This window comes from Myxococcus sp. CA023, from assembly GCF_010998615.1.
Taxonomy (GTDB): domain Bacteria; phylum Myxococcota; class Myxococcia; order Myxococcales; family Myxococcaceae; genus Myxococcus.
Genome location: NZ_JAAEAH010000039.1, coordinates 1 through 15,019 on the forward strand (window position 1 = coordinate 1; position 15,019 = coordinate 15,019).

Annotated in this window: 12 protein-coding genes; 10 read left to right on the forward strand and 2 right to left on the reverse strand. The window is 66.5% G+C overall.

The window, feature by feature from the left end; translation table 11 throughout:
* Positions 1-136: 136 nt before the first annotated feature.
* Positions 137-1,231 (forward strand): peptidylprolyl isomerase, encoded by a 1,095-nt coding sequence (locus F8M74_RS18300; RefSeq protein ID WP_141257594.1) that lies wholly within the window; start codon positions 137-139, stop codon positions 1,229-1,231.
* A 51-nt stretch (positions 1,232-1,282) separates the two neighbouring features.
* On the opposite strand, the gene F8M74_RS18305 is transcribed toward F8M74_RS18300, so the two are convergent.
* Positions 1,283-2,149, reverse strand: coding sequence for an MBL fold metallo-hydrolase (locus F8M74_RS18305; protein WP_228559993.1), 867 nt, complete (start codon positions 2,147-2,149; stop codon positions 1,283-1,285).
* A 68-nt stretch (positions 2,150-2,217) separates the two neighbouring features.
* Positions 2,218-2,583 carry a cupin domain-containing protein gene (locus F8M74_RS18310; RefSeq protein WP_228559991.1) on the reverse strand — a complete coding sequence of 122 codons (366 nt, stop codon included), beginning with the start codon at positions 2,581-2,583 and terminating at the stop codon, positions 2,218-2,220.
* 74 nt (positions 2,584-2,657) lie between these two features.
* On the opposite strand from F8M74_RS18310, the gene F8M74_RS18315 reads away from it, so the two are divergent.
* The 9 genes from F8M74_RS18315 to F8M74_RS18355 all read left to right on the forward strand — a co-directional run bounded on the left by F8M74_RS18315 (position 2,658) and on the right by F8M74_RS18355 (position 14,966).
* The gene (locus F8M74_RS18315) at positions 2,658-3,608 is read left to right on the forward strand and encodes a LysR substrate-binding domain-containing protein (RefSeq protein ID WP_141257597.1); all 951 of its coding nucleotides are present in this window, start codon (positions 2,658-2,660) and stop codon (positions 3,606-3,608) included.
* Between the two features lie 514 nt (positions 3,609-4,122).
* Positions 4,123-7,269 carry a tetratricopeptide repeat protein gene (locus F8M74_RS18320; RefSeq protein WP_141257598.1) on the forward strand — a complete coding sequence of 1,049 codons (3,147 nt, stop codon included), beginning with the start codon at positions 4,123-4,125 and terminating at the stop codon, positions 7,267-7,269.
* Entirely contained in the window at positions 7,266-8,159 is an 894-nt protein-coding gene (locus tag F8M74_RS18325) for an RNA polymerase subunit sigma-70 (RefSeq protein WP_141257599.1), read from the forward strand. The genes F8M74_RS18320 and F8M74_RS18325 overlap by 4 nt, the downstream gene beginning before the upstream one ends.
* 262 nt (positions 8,160-8,421) lie before the next feature.
* On the forward strand, positions 8,422-9,246 hold the full coding sequence (locus F8M74_RS18330; protein WP_228565738.1) for a hypothetical protein: 825 nt from the start codon (positions 8,422-8,424) through the stop codon (positions 9,244-9,246).
* A 284-nt stretch (positions 9,247-9,530) separates the two neighbouring features.
* Positions 9,531-10,178: a hypothetical protein gene (locus F8M74_RS18335; protein ID WP_228559987.1), complete on the forward strand. Its 648-nt coding sequence runs from the start codon at positions 9,531-9,533 to the stop codon at positions 10,176-10,178.
* 302 nt (positions 10,179-10,480) lie between these two features.
* Positions 10,481-11,491 (forward strand): kelch repeat-containing protein, encoded by a 1,011-nt coding sequence (locus F8M74_RS37880; RefSeq protein ID WP_228559995.1) that lies wholly within the window; start codon positions 10,481-10,483, stop codon positions 11,489-11,491.
* Between the two features lie 600 nt (positions 11,492-12,091).
* Positions 12,092-12,625, forward strand: a complete 534-nt coding sequence (locus F8M74_RS18345) for a hypothetical protein (RefSeq protein WP_141257602.1) — start codon at positions 12,092-12,094, stop codon at positions 12,623-12,625.
* Between the two features lie 9 nt (positions 12,626-12,634).
* Positions 12,635-13,651, forward strand: a complete 1,017-nt coding sequence (locus tag F8M74_RS18350) for a hypothetical protein (protein WP_171410471.1) — start codon at positions 12,635-12,637, stop codon at positions 13,649-13,651.
* A 1-nt stretch (position 13,652) separates the two neighbouring features.
* Positions 13,653-14,966 carry a Dyp-type peroxidase gene (locus tag F8M74_RS18355; protein ID WP_141257604.1) on the forward strand — a complete coding sequence of 438 codons (1,314 nt, stop codon included), beginning with the start codon at positions 13,653-13,655 and terminating at the stop codon, positions 14,964-14,966.
* Positions 14,967-15,019: the final 53 nt, after the last annotated feature.

Consider the following 15,019-nt stretch of genomic DNA (forward strand, 5'->3'; position numbering starts at 1 on the left):
AGCGGCGAACAATCGCCGCTCCTCCATCTGCTCGGGCGTCAGCCTGAATGGCTGCTGCCCCATCACCACCACCCCCTTCATTGGAACAACCGTTCCGAGGTTTAGGGGATTCGTCGAGGCGGTTTAGGAGCCATCCATGCACTCACCTCCTGACAAGTCCAACCCAGGCCAGCCGCTCTCGATCGGGGAGTTGCAGGGCATGGGGCTGTTGAACCAAACGCCCGGAGCGATGGCCTTCCGCAATGCGACGAGCCCTCGACTTCCGCTCCTCCGCGAGGCCCCTTCGCTGGAGGAGCTCCGGGTGAAGATGCCGGAGCTCGGGGGAATTTCGCCCGAGGCCATCCTCGCTCGCTTCGCCGCGCTGTGCCGCGCGGTGGCGCCGCGCAGGGAGCGCGAGCCGGGCGAAGCCGTTGACTCCGGAGACGACGTGCTCCTGGACGTCGTCGGCTTCGCCAACGGAAGGCTCATCCCGTTCTCCGCCCGCGCGGGATGGCGGACGGAAGCCACACCCGACCCGCTGCTCCCCGGCTTCTTCGAAGCCCTGGTGCGGGCCCGGGTTGGCGAGTCCGTAGCGGTGGACCTCGTCCTGCCCGATGACTACGCGGTGGAGCCCCTGCGTGGCGTCCCTGCTCGCTTCGACGTGAAGATGAAGGCGGCCTACCAGGTGACTCTCCTGGGGGAGTCATCTCCAGAACTCTTCGCCGCACTGGGACGCGGAGGCTCGCTCGACGAGGTCATGGAGTACATCGCCGGGGAACTCATCGCCCAGCGGGACGCGCGGTACCTGTGGGACTTCCAGGACCACGTGATGAGGGAGGTGGCTCGGCGCACGCATGTCGAGGTGCCAAAGAGCCTCATCGACGAAGAAATCCGCCAGCGGTGGGCCGAGGCCGAGTATCCAATCCTGGTGAGCCTGGGCCTACCGCACGAGCGGGTCCGGGAAGGACTTAATGGCTGGCTGCTCGACGACTCCACCCGGAGCGAACTGGAGTACCGGCTACGGCTGGCGCTTGGGCTTCGGGCCATCGCCGAGAGAGACCACATCCAGTCCGAACGGGAGTCCGTGGAGGAGCTGTTCAGCAGCCTCGCGGAGAGAACCCAACTGAGCCGTGGTGAGCTGGGGCGCCTGCTCCAGTCCGACAAGAACCTCGGCCGGAGGTTCGACACGCTGACGATGCACACGGCGGTCGTCAGCCACATCCTGTCCAAGGCCGACGTTTCGCGGGAGTAATCGAATGGGGGGCAACTCAGTGCCCACGGCTCCCCACTTCGAGCCCCGCTGTCAGGTCCGGGCCCGCCAGGTCAGCCACTCCCCCGGACGTGCCAGCTCCACGTTCACCTTCCGCGTGCGCGCGGCGGCCAGAAGCAGCGCTTCCGCGTCCGGGACCTCCTGGTAGTCCTCCGAGGCAGCGAGGCCGTAGTGGATGGGCACGAGGAGCTTTGCTCCCAACACCACGGCCGCGGCCACCGCCTGCTCCGGCGTCAGGACGGCATGCACGTCGCTCACGGGCTTGCGCCAGCCAAAGCGCGCCCCGTTGATAGGCAGGAATGCCGCATCGAAGGGGCCGAACTGTCGCCCGATGTGCCACCAGGAGCCATGCCACAGCGTGTCGCCGCAGTGGATGATGCGGCGGCCTCCACCGGAGACGACCCACGAAACCTGGGGATCCCCATAGCCGTCCGCCGCGGGAACGGCGGTGGCGGTGAAGTCATTGAGCAAGATGGGCTCGTAGAGCGGGGCGGACCGCACGCGGAATCCCGCCGCGGAAGCCGCCGCGGCCATGTCTGGGGCGCACACCAGCGTCCCGCTGTCCCCCAGCGCCTGACGGACGGCCACCCGGTCGAAGTGGTCGGAATGGCGATGCGTCACCAGGACGAAGCGGCCCCCATCGCTCACGTCCACTGGGACGAGCGGGTCCTTCAGCGCGGCCCCCCACACGGTGGGGTCGCTCAACGGGTCCAGGAAGAGCGTGTCCTGTCCGAGCCGCAGCCGCACTCCGGCCCAGGCCAACCGCTGGGCGCGAAGCGCGGCGCTGTCGACAGGCTTCGTCGCACGGCCCGTCCCAGGGGGGAGCAGGACCGCGCCCGCGGAGAGCACCACCGCCGCACGCAGGAAGTCCCGACGCCCCGTCCGCGAGGGTCGAGCCATCTTGTCCCGTCCCTCCGTGTTCGAGGGCTCCATCCGGAATGGGGAGAAGGAAGTCAGGGCGTCCTGGCTCACCGAGCCCCCGGGGAGGCCACGAGGTTGATGCCAAAGAGGCGCACGCCGGTCTCGGTCCGCGGCTGATGACGGCTTTCCGGCGGGAAGAACAGGTATGAGCCCGCTCCCAAGCGCTGCTCCCCCTCGATGAGCTCACCGCTCACCACGAGAACCTCCTCTCCGGTGTCGTGGACGTCCACAAAGGGCCACTGACTCCCGGGAGCCATGTCCACGACCCAGACCCTCACGTCGCGAGTACTCGGCAAGTCCCTCCGAAGGCAGCCGGGGCCGACGACGACCGGTTCAATGTCGTCAATCCACACGGACGACCATGGGGGTACGACAAGGCTCTGCATCTTCGGAAAACTGTCTGAATAGGGCATCCGTCCGTGCTCCTGGCTCTGGGACGCCAACGTTAAGGAGACCCGTTCCATAAGCGCAGCGAAACGATTTCACGATGATGCTGAATTGGGTTCATGTGAAGCTGACCGGCATGCTCGAGCTCCGTCACTTCAAGCTGATTGCCGCGGTCGCCGACACTGGAAGCCTGGCCGCTGCGAGCCGGCAGCTTCACCTCACGTCCTCTGCACTGAGTCACCAACTCCGCGATGCCGAGGAGCGCCTGGGCGTGCAGCTCTTCCAGCGCCGCCAGCGCCGTCTGCTCCTGACCGGCTCAGGCGAGAAGCTGCTCCTCTCCGCACGGCGGGTCCTGAGCGAGGTGGCTCAGGCCGAGGCGGTCTGCCGTGCGCACCCGCAGGACGACCTGCTCCGGCTCAGCACGGGCTGCTACACGGTGTATGGCTGGCTGCCGCCCATCCTAGGGCGGTGGCAGGCCGAGCACCCACGCGTCGAGCTGCGCATCGTCCTGGAGGCCACGCGTCAGCCTCTTGGGGCGCTGCTGAATGGCGAGCTGGATCTCGCCTTGACCACCGACGTCCCGCCGCAGGCCCGCCTGGCACAGACCGCACTCTTCGAGGACGAGCTCATGCTGGTGGTCCCCGAGGACCACGCGCTGGCGCGGCGAGGACATGTCACGGCGGAGGACCTGGTGCGGGAGCACCTGCTCACCTATGCCGCGCCTCGGGAGCAGCTCGATGTCTTCACGCGCGTGCTCTGGCCCGCGGGCATCGAGCCGCACCGGGTCTCCCCCGTACCCCTCACCGAGGCGCTGATCGAGCTGGTGCGTGGCGGTATCGGCGTGACGGCGCTGCCCAAATGGATGCTGCCGAGCCAGCACCCTGGACTGCAGACCGTCCGGCTCACTCCTCAGGGAATCCGACGCCGCTGGAGCGCCGTCACCCGCGCATCCCGCCAGCGCCCCGCTCCACTGACCCACTTCATCCAGTTGCTCCGCGAGCGCTTCTCCCGCCACGGCAAAGCAGGGCCACGGGCTGCCTCACGGCGATGAGTGCCGCCCAAACTCTCTCGCTGCATCATGGGTGAGAGAGCAGAGGCGTGCGCTGTCCTTCTGGTGGCATCTTTGCGCTTCTTCTCCGCGGTGTCGGACGCCTCCTTCTCCGCCTTGACCTTGTGCCTTGCCGCATCGGAGAGCCGCGCCGCCTCCGACTTCTTGACGGCATCCTCCGCTTTGCGCCGCGCCTCGGCAGGTTCTGCTTTTGCAACTCCAGAACCACCAGCGGGTGAAACAATGTCAGCGGGAGTCCTTCATCACGACCTTGATTGTCCTTTACCGAACACAGTGAACCGCGCAGCGACAAGGCAGGAATTCGCCCACGCTGGACTCACGGAACGCCGGAAGCCTCTCTTGGGAATCAAGAATTGAGTGAGGTCCATCTCCGCTCCGTGCGCGAGTCAACGCAGTCCTGCCCTGCAATCGATGGCAAAGAGGGAATGGGTCAACCTGTGTCCCAAAATTTCCTGGAGACCTGCCTGCACGCACAATCAGGCTCCCGACCTCTGCTATGTTCGGAAAGCCGGAACGCGTTGCGGAGTCCTCACCCATGCAGTCGTGCCCCCAGGAAACGACGCTGACGGACTTGATTGCCGGGCTGCTTTCCGAAGATCACCGGGCCCAAGTCCTGGCACACGTCGAGACCTGTGCCGACTGTCGGTGGGCACTGGCAGCGGGAGTGGGCACTCAAGCTCCATCCAGCGCTCCGACAGCCCCTGGGGAGGCGAATTCCCAGCCACTGCTGCTTGGCGCCAGACTCTCCCGGTATGTGGTGCGAGAGTGCCTCGGCGCCGGCGCCATGGGTATCGTGTACGCGGCGGATGATCCAGAGCTCGGTCGCCGGGTGGCCCTCAAGGTGTTGCGCCCCAAGGGAAGCCAGCGAGAGGAGCTGCAGCAGCGGCTGCTGCGCGAAGCCCAGGCGCTGGCCCGGCTCTCACACCCCAATGTCGTCACCCTCTATGACGTGGGCGCCTATGGAGACGGTGTCTTCCTGACCATGGAGCTGGTGGAGGGCACCACCCTGGCGGAGTGGATGAAGGAGCTGCGTCCCTGGAAAGAGGTGCTCCGGGTCTTCCTTGAAGCCGGCAAAGGACTGGCCGCCGCGCACGCCGCGGGACTGGTGCACCGCGACTTCAAGCCCGCCAACGCCCTCATTGGGAAGGACGGGCGGGTCTTCGTGACGGACTTCGGCATCGCCCGGCTCCTCCAGCAGGAAGAAGGCGCGTCGCACCAGGAGCACATTGAGGCCCCTGTCACTCCCACGGATCGGCTCACCCGGACGGGCCAGTTGCTGGGCACGCCCGCCTACATCGCCCCGGAGCTGGTGCGAGGTCAGCGCGCGGATGCCCGCTCCGACGAGTTCAGCTTCTGCGTGGCGCTCCACGAGGCCCTCTTTGGGGCGCGCCCTTTCCAAGGGGAGACGATGCAGGAGCTGCTCCTGGCCGCGCAGCAAGGGAGGATGAGCCCTCCGAAGCGCGAGGTGAAGATCCCGACCCGGGTTCGACGCGCCGTCTTCCGGGGACTCAGCGCGAAGCCCGAGGATCGCTTCCCCACCATGCAGTCCCTGCTGGCGGCCCTCGCTCCACCGCCGCACCGGAGACTTGTGCCGCTTCTCGTCACGACGACCGTGGCCGGAGCGATGGGCATCCTCGCGGCCTACGGGACGACGGCGCAGCGGCGCGATGCCAGCTGTGCGCGGGAAGCGGAGAAGCTCGCAGTGGCATGGAGCCCCGCGCGGCGCGAACGGATCCGCACAGCCTTCCTCGCCACCGGCATGACATACGCAGCCCAGGCCTGGAAGCAGTTCTCGACGGTGATGGACGCCCACACCGCTCAATGGCAGGCGCTTCGCACGGAGGCCTGCCTGGCCGCAACGGGCGACACCGCGGACCAGGCCAGGCAGACCGCCGCGTGCCTCGATGCGCGGCTCTGGCAAATCGCCGCCGTCACGGAGGTGCTGGAGAAGGCGGACGCGCAGACGGTGCAGAACGCGCGCCAACTGGCGACCTCCCTCGAGGGGCTCGTCGGATGCCGCGATACCCCAGGACTCACCAGCCGCCCCCAGCCGCCCGACAACCTCCGCTCCCGCGTGCATGCGGCGCGGCAAAAGCTGGCGCAGGTCCGGGCCCACCTCGTGTCACACCGGTTCACCGACGGCCTCGCGGTGACGTCAGCCCTGCTCGAAGAGCAGAAGGGGCTCGGCTACAAGCCGTTGGAGGCGGAGGTATTCCTGGCCCACGGCACCGTCCTCGGGGGCCTCAACAAACCAAAGGAAGCGGAGGCATTCTTCTACCAAGCCCTGTGGGCAGCCGAGGCCGCGCGTGACGACGAGACGGTGGCACGGGCCTGGCTGGAGCTCATCTGGGCGGTGGGCGAGGAGCAGTCCCGCCCCGACGAAGCGGAGAAGCTCATCCGGCACGCCCGGGCTGCCGTCGAGCGGCTGGGGCGGGAGCGCTTCCCGGACATCACGACGGAACTGCACACGCGCCTGTCGTCGCTGCGAGAGTCGTACGGCCAGCTCGCCGAGGCGGAGCAGGAGGCGCTCCAGGGACTGGAGTTCTCGCGGAGGAGGAATCGCCCGGACAGCCTCCGCACGCCCAACCTCCTCCACCAGTTGGGGCGCATCCGCTTCGACCAGGGCCGCCATGAAGACGCGCTGAAGCTCCACCGCGAGGCCCTGGAACTGCGCGAGCGCATCCTTGGCTCTGACAATCCGGCCCTCGTGACTTCCTACAACCGGGTCGCCACCGCATCGCTGGAGGTGGGCCGGTACGCCGAGGCCGTCAGCGCCTGGCGCAAGGCCCTGGCCCTTCAGGAGGCATCCTCCAACCCAGAGACCACCCCCATGGGGACGGTTCTGCTGAACCTCGCCGTGGTCTCGCGCGTCGCGGGTCGACTGGAGGAGGCACGCTCCATGGCTGAGCGGGCGCGCGCCATCTTCGAGCGGGCCCGGGGCCCCAACCACGTCACCGTCATCTTCGCGCTCTCAGCGCAGGCAGACATCTCCAGTGAGGCGGGCCAGGGCGACGAGGCGCTGGGCCTTGCCACCGAGGCCCTGGAGCGCGTCCAGCGTTCGCTGGGCCCGGACACGCCACGCGCCGCCCTGCCGCTGACAGTCCGGGGACAGGTGTACCTGAAGGCGGGCCGCTATGCCGAGGCACGACGCGACCTGCTGGACGCGCTACAGCGGCTCGAGAAGGAACATGGCCCGGAGGGCGGGATGACGGTGACCGTGCTGCTTCCCCTCGCCGATCTTGCCCTGGCGACCCGAGCTTCGAAGGAGGCGCTCGTGTACTGCGAGCGGGCGAGGAAGGTCACCGAGAAGACGGGCGGCGCGGAGTCCCCGGACGGCGCGAGCGCCCTTGCCTGCGCTGGGGAGGCGCATCTGACGCTGGGCACCTCGGCGGAGGCAGTCCCCCTGCTCGAGCGCGCCCGGCGCATCCAAACCCAATGGGGCGAAGTCAAAGACCCGCGGGTCGCCGGCAAGACCGCCTTCCTTTTGGCACGGGCGCTCATGGAAACGCGCTCTCCCCCGGAACGGGCACGGGCGCTCGCGCTGGCCGAGGAGGCCCGGACACGGCTGGAGTCCGTGGGGGTCCGGGGCCAGTCGGAGCTCCAGACGGTGCTGGCCTGGCAACGGCGTGAGGCGAAACGATGAGCGACGAACAGCGAACAGGCTCCCTGGCGGCGCTGCTGCGGGCGTACGTGTCTCGGGAGCAGCGGGCGGAGCTGGAGGCCGTGGAGGGATTCGAGGCGCTGCTGGACAAACACGTCGAGGCAGCACGGACCCGGTGGCCCACGTTGTCACTCCCGGCAGAGACCTTCGTGCGGCACCTGGCCCGGCACCTGCCTGTGGGAAAGGCCGCGGAGGTGATGCGCATCCTCCAAGGTGCCGACCTGTATCTCGCGTGCGCCTGCACCACCGGAGACCCGGCGGCCCTCAGGGCCTTCGAACAACACATCCTCCGGCACGTCCCCGCCCGGCTCGGGAAGGTGTCGCCGCCCCTGGTGGAGGAAGTGCTGCAGATGCTGCGCGAGCGGCTGCTGGTGGGCAGCAGCAACACGCCACCGAGGATTGCGAGCTATGGGGGGCGAGGGCCCCTGCGGACCTGGGTGAGCATCATCGCCGCGCGCATCGCCGGGGAGTTGATGGGCCAGGACGAGCGCCATCAGCTCGTCGCGGAGCCTCCCGAGGAACTCGCGCGGATGCTGGCCCCGAGCGACCCCGAGTACGCGCTGCTGCGCGAAGATGCGCGCCAGCTCCTCGTAGAGTCGCTCCGAAAAGCGGTGGCGGTGCTCTCCGAGCAGGAGCGGACCCTACTGCGCTTGCACCATTTCCATGGGTTCACGATGGACCGGCTGACGCGCATGTACGGCGGCTCGCGCTCCGGCGTCGCGCGCAAGGTCGCCGATGCCCGCGAGCAGTTGCTCGAGCGCGTTCGCATGGAGCTCACGCCAAGAATGAAGCAGGACCAACTCGCCCTGGAGAGCCTCCTGGGACTGGTCAGCAGCCGACTGGATATCAGCCTCCTGGGATTGCTGGACTGAAGCCCTTGGCGCCCATCTACCGTCAGGCGCCCGACTGCTGGCACTCCTGACGCACCGGCGTCCTGCCGGCTTGCCAGGGCAACGCCGCCGTCAGCGTCGTCTCCGGAGATTTTTGGGACGTCGGTGGGCCACCTCCCTCTTTCTCTTCGATTGCAGGGGCAGACACGCATCGACTCGCGCAGGACGTACGAACCTCGGGCATGCCTCATGCCCGGCCCTCCAATCACATGCGCGGTAAAGCCCCATCAAGAGGAGATGTCCCATGGGTTCAGTGACAGCGGTCGGTGGTTCTGGAGCTCCGAAAGTCGACCCCGCCGAAGCACAGCGTCGCGCGGAGGAGGCCCGGCAGAAGGCGGAGGCGGCGCGGCTCGCCGCCGAGGCCAGGCGCAAGGCCGCGGCGGCCGCCCGGGACAACCTGACGCAGGCCAGGCGCGACGCGGATACCGCGCGACGGCAGAAGGCCGAGGCGGAGAAGACCGCCGCCGCTGCACGCAAGGCCGCGGAGAGGCCAGGACAGACGCCCGCAGAGGCGAAAAAGTCGAAGGATGACCTCGCCGCCGCGGAGAAGAAGCTCAAAGAGGCCACCGAAGCATCCAGCATGGCGGCTCAGAAACTCCAAGACGCGGAGGAGAAGGCAGCCCTTGCCGCGAAGAGCGCCGAAGAGGCCATGCGCAAGGCGAACGCGGTGGCCGTCGAGGAATCCAAGACGCCCCCCTACAGTCAGAAGGACATCGACAAGGTCAAGCCGACGAAGAACGAACTCGACTCCGCCTTCGAGGGCACGAGCCGAAAGGCGGAGTTGGAGAAGCTGCTGGGATTGACGCCCCCGCCGCCGCAGGAAGTCATCCAGACTGCCGGGAGCGGAGCGGCGCCTGGGGCTCCGTTCGACGCAATGAAAACGATGGACGCGCAGGACGTCGCCCATGGCCCCTTTGGGCAGACATACATGGACTCGTCCACCGACGCCTGGTTCCACCAGCGCCAGGGCTCCAGCACAGGGGTGGTGCCTTCCGACGCGGCCCGCGGAAACACCGTCCCCACCAGTCCGGATGGCAGCGCCCCATCCCCGGTGACGTCGAAGCAGTAAACGAAGTCGGACGCCATGCGCGAGAGGACGTCATGCATCCTTCCATCTACGACAATGCAAGAGTCGTTTTGTCGAGCGGCCTTTCGCAACATGACACATGCGTCTGGCTCATGTGCCTCGGGCTCTCCCTTCTCCCCCTAAGCGCCCGAGGCGACGTTTCCCCAGACGTGCACCGCTGTGCGGTATCCATCCACAGATTGATTGGGGACCTCGAGTACGAGCGAGCACTGGAGCAGGTTGTCCACGGCAAGGCGATGTCAAAGAGGCCTGAGGATCAGGTCGTGATGTCGCTCTACGAGGGCGTCATCATGGTGGAGTTGAGTGGGCGGTTGAGCGACTCCGAAGCCACCTTCAAGGCGGCCCTCTTCTTGAACCCCGCTGCGAAGTTGCCGCTGCTTGTCTCACCCAAACTCAAGCGGCACTTCGAATCAGTGCGCCAGGATGTCCTGAGCGAGCTGGCCGCGCGAGGAGTCGAACGTGATCCCCTGACGATGGAGGCCCCCACAGAGGCTCAGCGGGTTCAGGCGCCACGAGAGCCGCTTCCCGCAGTGGCCTCGGGACTCCCGGAGCCTTCATCGTCTCCAGTGGCAGGGGTGTCCGGCTCGCACTCCTCATTGCGAGACCAAGCGCTCATCCCCGCGGTGGCGGGAGGTGCCCTCGTCGTCACAGCGGGCGTCTTCTGGGGATTGGCGGAGGGAAAGAAGTCGAAGCTGGCTCACAAGGCGCAGCACATCGGCTCACAGGCCGAGGCCAGGAGCGTGGCCAGCAGCGCGCGCGGGCTGCAGACAGTCTCCGTGGGACTGCTGGTGGGAGGCATGGTGGGGCTGGGCGCCGCCACGGGAATGTACCTGCTGGGGTCGCCAGAGAAGCCAGGCCCCCTGCAATTCGGGCTGGATGGCACGTCCGCGTTCGTGTCTGGAAGGTGGCCATGAAGCCCCTGCTTCGCTCGACAGCCCTTGGCTTGCTGGTGCTCTGCGCCCATCTCGCTGCGTGCCTCGACGTCGATGAGGCGGTGGACCAATTCTGCGACAGGAAACCTGGCGTATGCCTGGATGGCGCATCGGATGCGGGCCCTGATGGCAATGGCAGCCTGGATGGAGGTAACGATGGAGGTGGGCCGGACGGCGAGGACGGTGGACCGCACGGCGGCGGGGATGGCGGTTCGGACGCAGGCACGGACGGGGGACCTTCGGATGGCGGGCGCGAACCGCCGGGGTGGAAGCCGGTGGCACCGATGCAGACACGGCGCACAGGGCATACAGCCACGGACCTGAGAAATGGTCGAGTGCTCGTCGTTGGTGGGAGTAGCTCGGGCAACACCCCGACGAACACCACGGAGCTCTACACCGTCTCATCAAACAGATGGAGTCCTGGGCCAGACCTCGGGACGGCGCGCATGGACCACACGGCCACCCTTCTACCGAATGGAAAAGTACTGGTGGTCGGTGGCCGGGGCCCCGGAGGTGGCGCGCTGAGCAGTGCCGAAATCTACGATGTGGATGCGAATGAGTGGACTCCTGCCAATCCCATCCCACTCGGAGCACGCGCCAGCCATGCCGCCGTCCTGCTTCCCTCGGGGAAGGTGCTGGTGGCGGGTGGCGGGGACTCGCCTCTCGACGGGCTGAACACCGCCGCGCTCTATCGCCCGGACAACGACTCCTGGACAGATGCTGGGAACTTGAAAGTCAAACGCAACGTACTGACGCTCACCCTCCTGGAAACGGGCGTGGTGGTGGCCATTGGTGGCTTCAATGCTGCTGGAGCGGAGACGACGGCCGAGGTCTACGACTCGACTCAGCCGGATGCGGAATGGCGACTCCTCCTGGCGCAGATGGAACATGGGCGCCACGGGCACGCCTCCACGCTGCTGCCTTCTGGAAGAATCTTGGTTACCGGCTCCCTCGAGGGGTCACCTGGGAGGGTCCTCAAGGCAGCGGAACTCTTTCAAGTGAGCAGCACTTCGTGGACGCCCCAGGCAGAAATGATGGAAGCCCGTTTCTTTCACACGGCGACCGCATTGCCCTCGGGCGAGGTGCTGATTGCGGGCGGGTATTCCAGCCCCTACGCAATGCCGCGTGCCTCCGCGGAGATATTCCGGCGAGATGGCTCCTGGGAGTTCATCGCCCCCATGTCATCGGCGCGCGTCAATCACACGGCCACATGGCTTGAATCGGGGAGTGTGCTCATTATCGGGGGTACCGACGACGGTGCCGTATTGAACACCGCCGAGCGGTATGTCCCCTGACGCCTGTGCCGGTCTCGTATTCGGTCGCTGCGCAGTGAGCTTCAAAGAACCCGCTTCCTCGGAGTTATCCCATGGCAAAAAATCACAGCCCCCAAGCCGCAAACCACAACCAGGCCCGCGGAGATCAAACCGCAGAGCGCCCGGACTCAGGCGCAGCGGACTACGCCCTCCGGACACACAAGCACGTCTATCTTTGGCAAGGCTCCCAAGGACTTCTCGCAGCTGGGGGCGCCCACGCCGAGCCCTCGGCCACAGGACCCACCTTCGACTCCGCCCGTCAAGCCTCCGGAGAAGAAGCCTGCGACACCTGTGCCTACTCAAAATCCAGTCGCTACGTCATGAGTGCGTCAATGCTGCGTCAAGACGCTCATCATGACGAAGGGCGATGCGCCCCCAGGTTGTGCGACTGTGCCTTTCAATTCCGAACGGTGACGGTACCAGTGCCTCACCGAAGGGTGTGATGCCGGACCCGACATGGCTTCGCGGCCCAGCATGCCGAGGCGACGGGACAGCGTGCGCTCGTTCCGCTGGCGTCTACGTGCTTGCAGCTTCTGGGCTCCACCACAAGCATTGGAGTGGACGCACAGAAGGAGCCTCGCGATGGAGATCAAGCCCCAGGCCATGGCCATTCCCAGGTCGACTGATCACCTCGAGCGGGGGAAGTACGGTCCGATTTTTCCGAAGACCCCTGCTTGTTATGGCTTCACGATTGTTGCCAACGTCAAGCCGGGGCGCGCCGATGCAATGCGCGGCTACGGCCAGAGGGTCGCCGAAGCACTCAAGGCCAACCCCGACCTTCTCGCGCCGCTCAAGCTCCACTACCTCCGCTGGGTACTCTTCGATGACGACACCCGGTTCATGTATCAGGGCATCTTCGACACCGATTTCGACAAATACACCGAGGACGCGGTCGTACTCTTCACACAGTCCGGAATCAACACCGCCTTCGAGAACCTCGAGGGGTTTCCCATGGACTGGAAGACCAACACGCCTGCGTTCATCAAATTCATCCGAGACCACCAGTGCAACAGCTTTCTCGAGTACGGCGAGTACCCGTTCTTCACGGGTGATGAAATCAAGAAGGCGCTGAAGATCAAGGCCGCGCTCGCCGAGATGCTCGAGCAGATGCAGTAGAGGCATGTCATGAGCGAAACGTCGGGGCGGACGTACAACCAGAACCACGCGCCGAGGAGATACATGCGGGGGCATCGGCGAGTTAGCGTCTACACGTCCTGGACCTACCCCGGAGAAGCCAATCACCCCCCTTCCGAAATGGACAACCGGTTCTCGACGATGACCGAGGTTCGCCGAGCCCTCTGGCCCGCCTACGAGTCCCCACAGTGGGCAGACCCGCTGAGGTTTCAGCAAGGAATCGCGGGCTCACTGGAGCTCTTCTTCTGGGCATGGGTGAAGTTCCAACAGGTCATCGAGGAGTTCACCGGGCAAAGGGTCCCCATGTTTCAGCGGGTCGATCAGGCGGGTTTCTCCCTGCCACTCGACGAGAGGGTCCTCTCCGATGCGGACACGCTGCTCGTCTTCGGCCTGGACCACAACGTCACCGGACAAGTGGCCACCCCGGAGGAGATAGAAGCGGTCCGCGCATTCCTCGAGCGTGAAGGCACCTGTCTGGTGATAGGCCCACACCATGACGTCGGACACTCGCCGGACCTGGAGGAGCGCGCCATGGAACACGCCCATCATGGCGACGCGCTGGTACCTCGTCAGCAACGCTTCGGCGGCTATACGCGCTCGTTGATGAAGGGGCTGGGAATCCCCGTCGAGAACCGTTGGGGTCTGCGCCCTGCCGTCGTCGAAGGAACGAGCCGAAGCGTCCCTTTGACAGTGATGGAAGACCTGGATACGCGCGGCTGGCTCTCCGGGGTCCGGAACTTCAACTTCCACATGCACCTACCGCACTACGCGGTCACGACGGAGGACTCCCATTCCGTTCGTGTCCTGGCGAAACAGCCGATTGACCTGACCAGGCCCCATCCCTTCACGAACGAGGGAAACACCGAGCTCAATGCGCTGGTGTGGATGCCGCCGGGCGACGGCAGGGCCGGCGACGTGCTGGTCGCCGACTCCACCATCTTCAGCACCTTGTTCGGGGCGGATGAGAGCCTCGTGCGTTTCTGGAAGAACCTCGCCATGGCCCACTGAGATGCTCGAACTGAACGACATCCAGAGCGGAGTGCTGCGGCCCCGCCCTTCTCCGTACGTCGCGACCTATATCCTCCTCCGCATCGATGACCGGAGCGCGGGGCGGGAGTTGATGGGGCGGCTCTGCTCGGCGGTGGCCACGGCCGCCCACCCGAGCAGCCCGACCGCCGATTGCTGGCTCAGCGTCGCGCTCACGTATCACGGGCTCGAGGCGCTGGGCGTACCTCGAAACTCGCTGGACAGCTTCGCGTGGGAGTTCCGACAGGGGATGGCCGCCCGGGCGAAGGCACTGGGAGACGACGGCGAGAGCAGCCCCGAACACTGGGAGCCACCGCTGGGAACGAGCGATGTCCATGTCGTGCTGACGGCGCTTGCGCCGGCGCAGGTTCAACTCGAAGCGGCGCTGGAGCGCGCGCGCAAGGCGCTGCGGGAGCTTGGCGGCATCGAGGCAATCTGGCGTCAGGACTGCCACGCACTGAGCACCGGCAAGGAGCCGTTCGGCTTCAAGGACGGCATCAGTCATCCTGCCGTCGAGGGCAGCGGCATTCCAGGAAGCAATCCCCACGAGGAACCGCTCAAGGCAGGCGAATTCGTCCTCGGCTACCCCGACGAGACGGGCGGCGTCTCCCCGATGCCCTGGCCTGACGTCCTGGGGCGCAATGGGACGTATGTCGCCTTCCGCAAGCTTCATCAGCGGGTGGCCGCGTTCAGGCAGTACCTGAAGGCCACCGCGAGCAGCCGGGAGGACGAGGAGTTTCTGGCAGCGAAGATGATGGGGAGGTGGCGGAGCGGCGCGCCGCTGGCGCTGTGCCCACACCACGACGCTCCCGACCTTGGCGCCGATTCGTCACGGAACAACGCCTTCCTCTATTCAGATGACCCGACCGGGTACAAGACGCCTCCCGCGTCGCACGTCCGGCGAACGAATCCCCGCGACGCGTCCGTCGCCGGCGTGGTCAGACTCCATCGGATGATCCGGCGCGGAACAGCCTACGGGCCCGAACTGCCCGAGGGCATCCTCGAGGACGACGGCGTCGAGCGAGGGTTGATGTTTGCCTTCATCGGCGCGCACCTCGGACGCCAGTTCGAGTTCGTGCAATCGGAGTGGGTCAACGGCGGTGACTTTCTCGGGCTGGGCGATACGAAGGACCCCCTCGTCGGCGCGAACGACGGGACGGGCGTGTTCTCAGTCCCAAAGCGTCCCATCCCCAGGCGCATGCAAGGCCTTCCTCGGTTCGTCGTCACCCGAGGAGGCGAGTACTGCTTCATGCCCGGGCTCCGGGCTCTGCGGTGGCTGGCGGAGCTCCGGACATGAACGGCTCGGAGAACATGGACGTCGTGGTCATCGGTGCCGGCTGTGCCTACCCA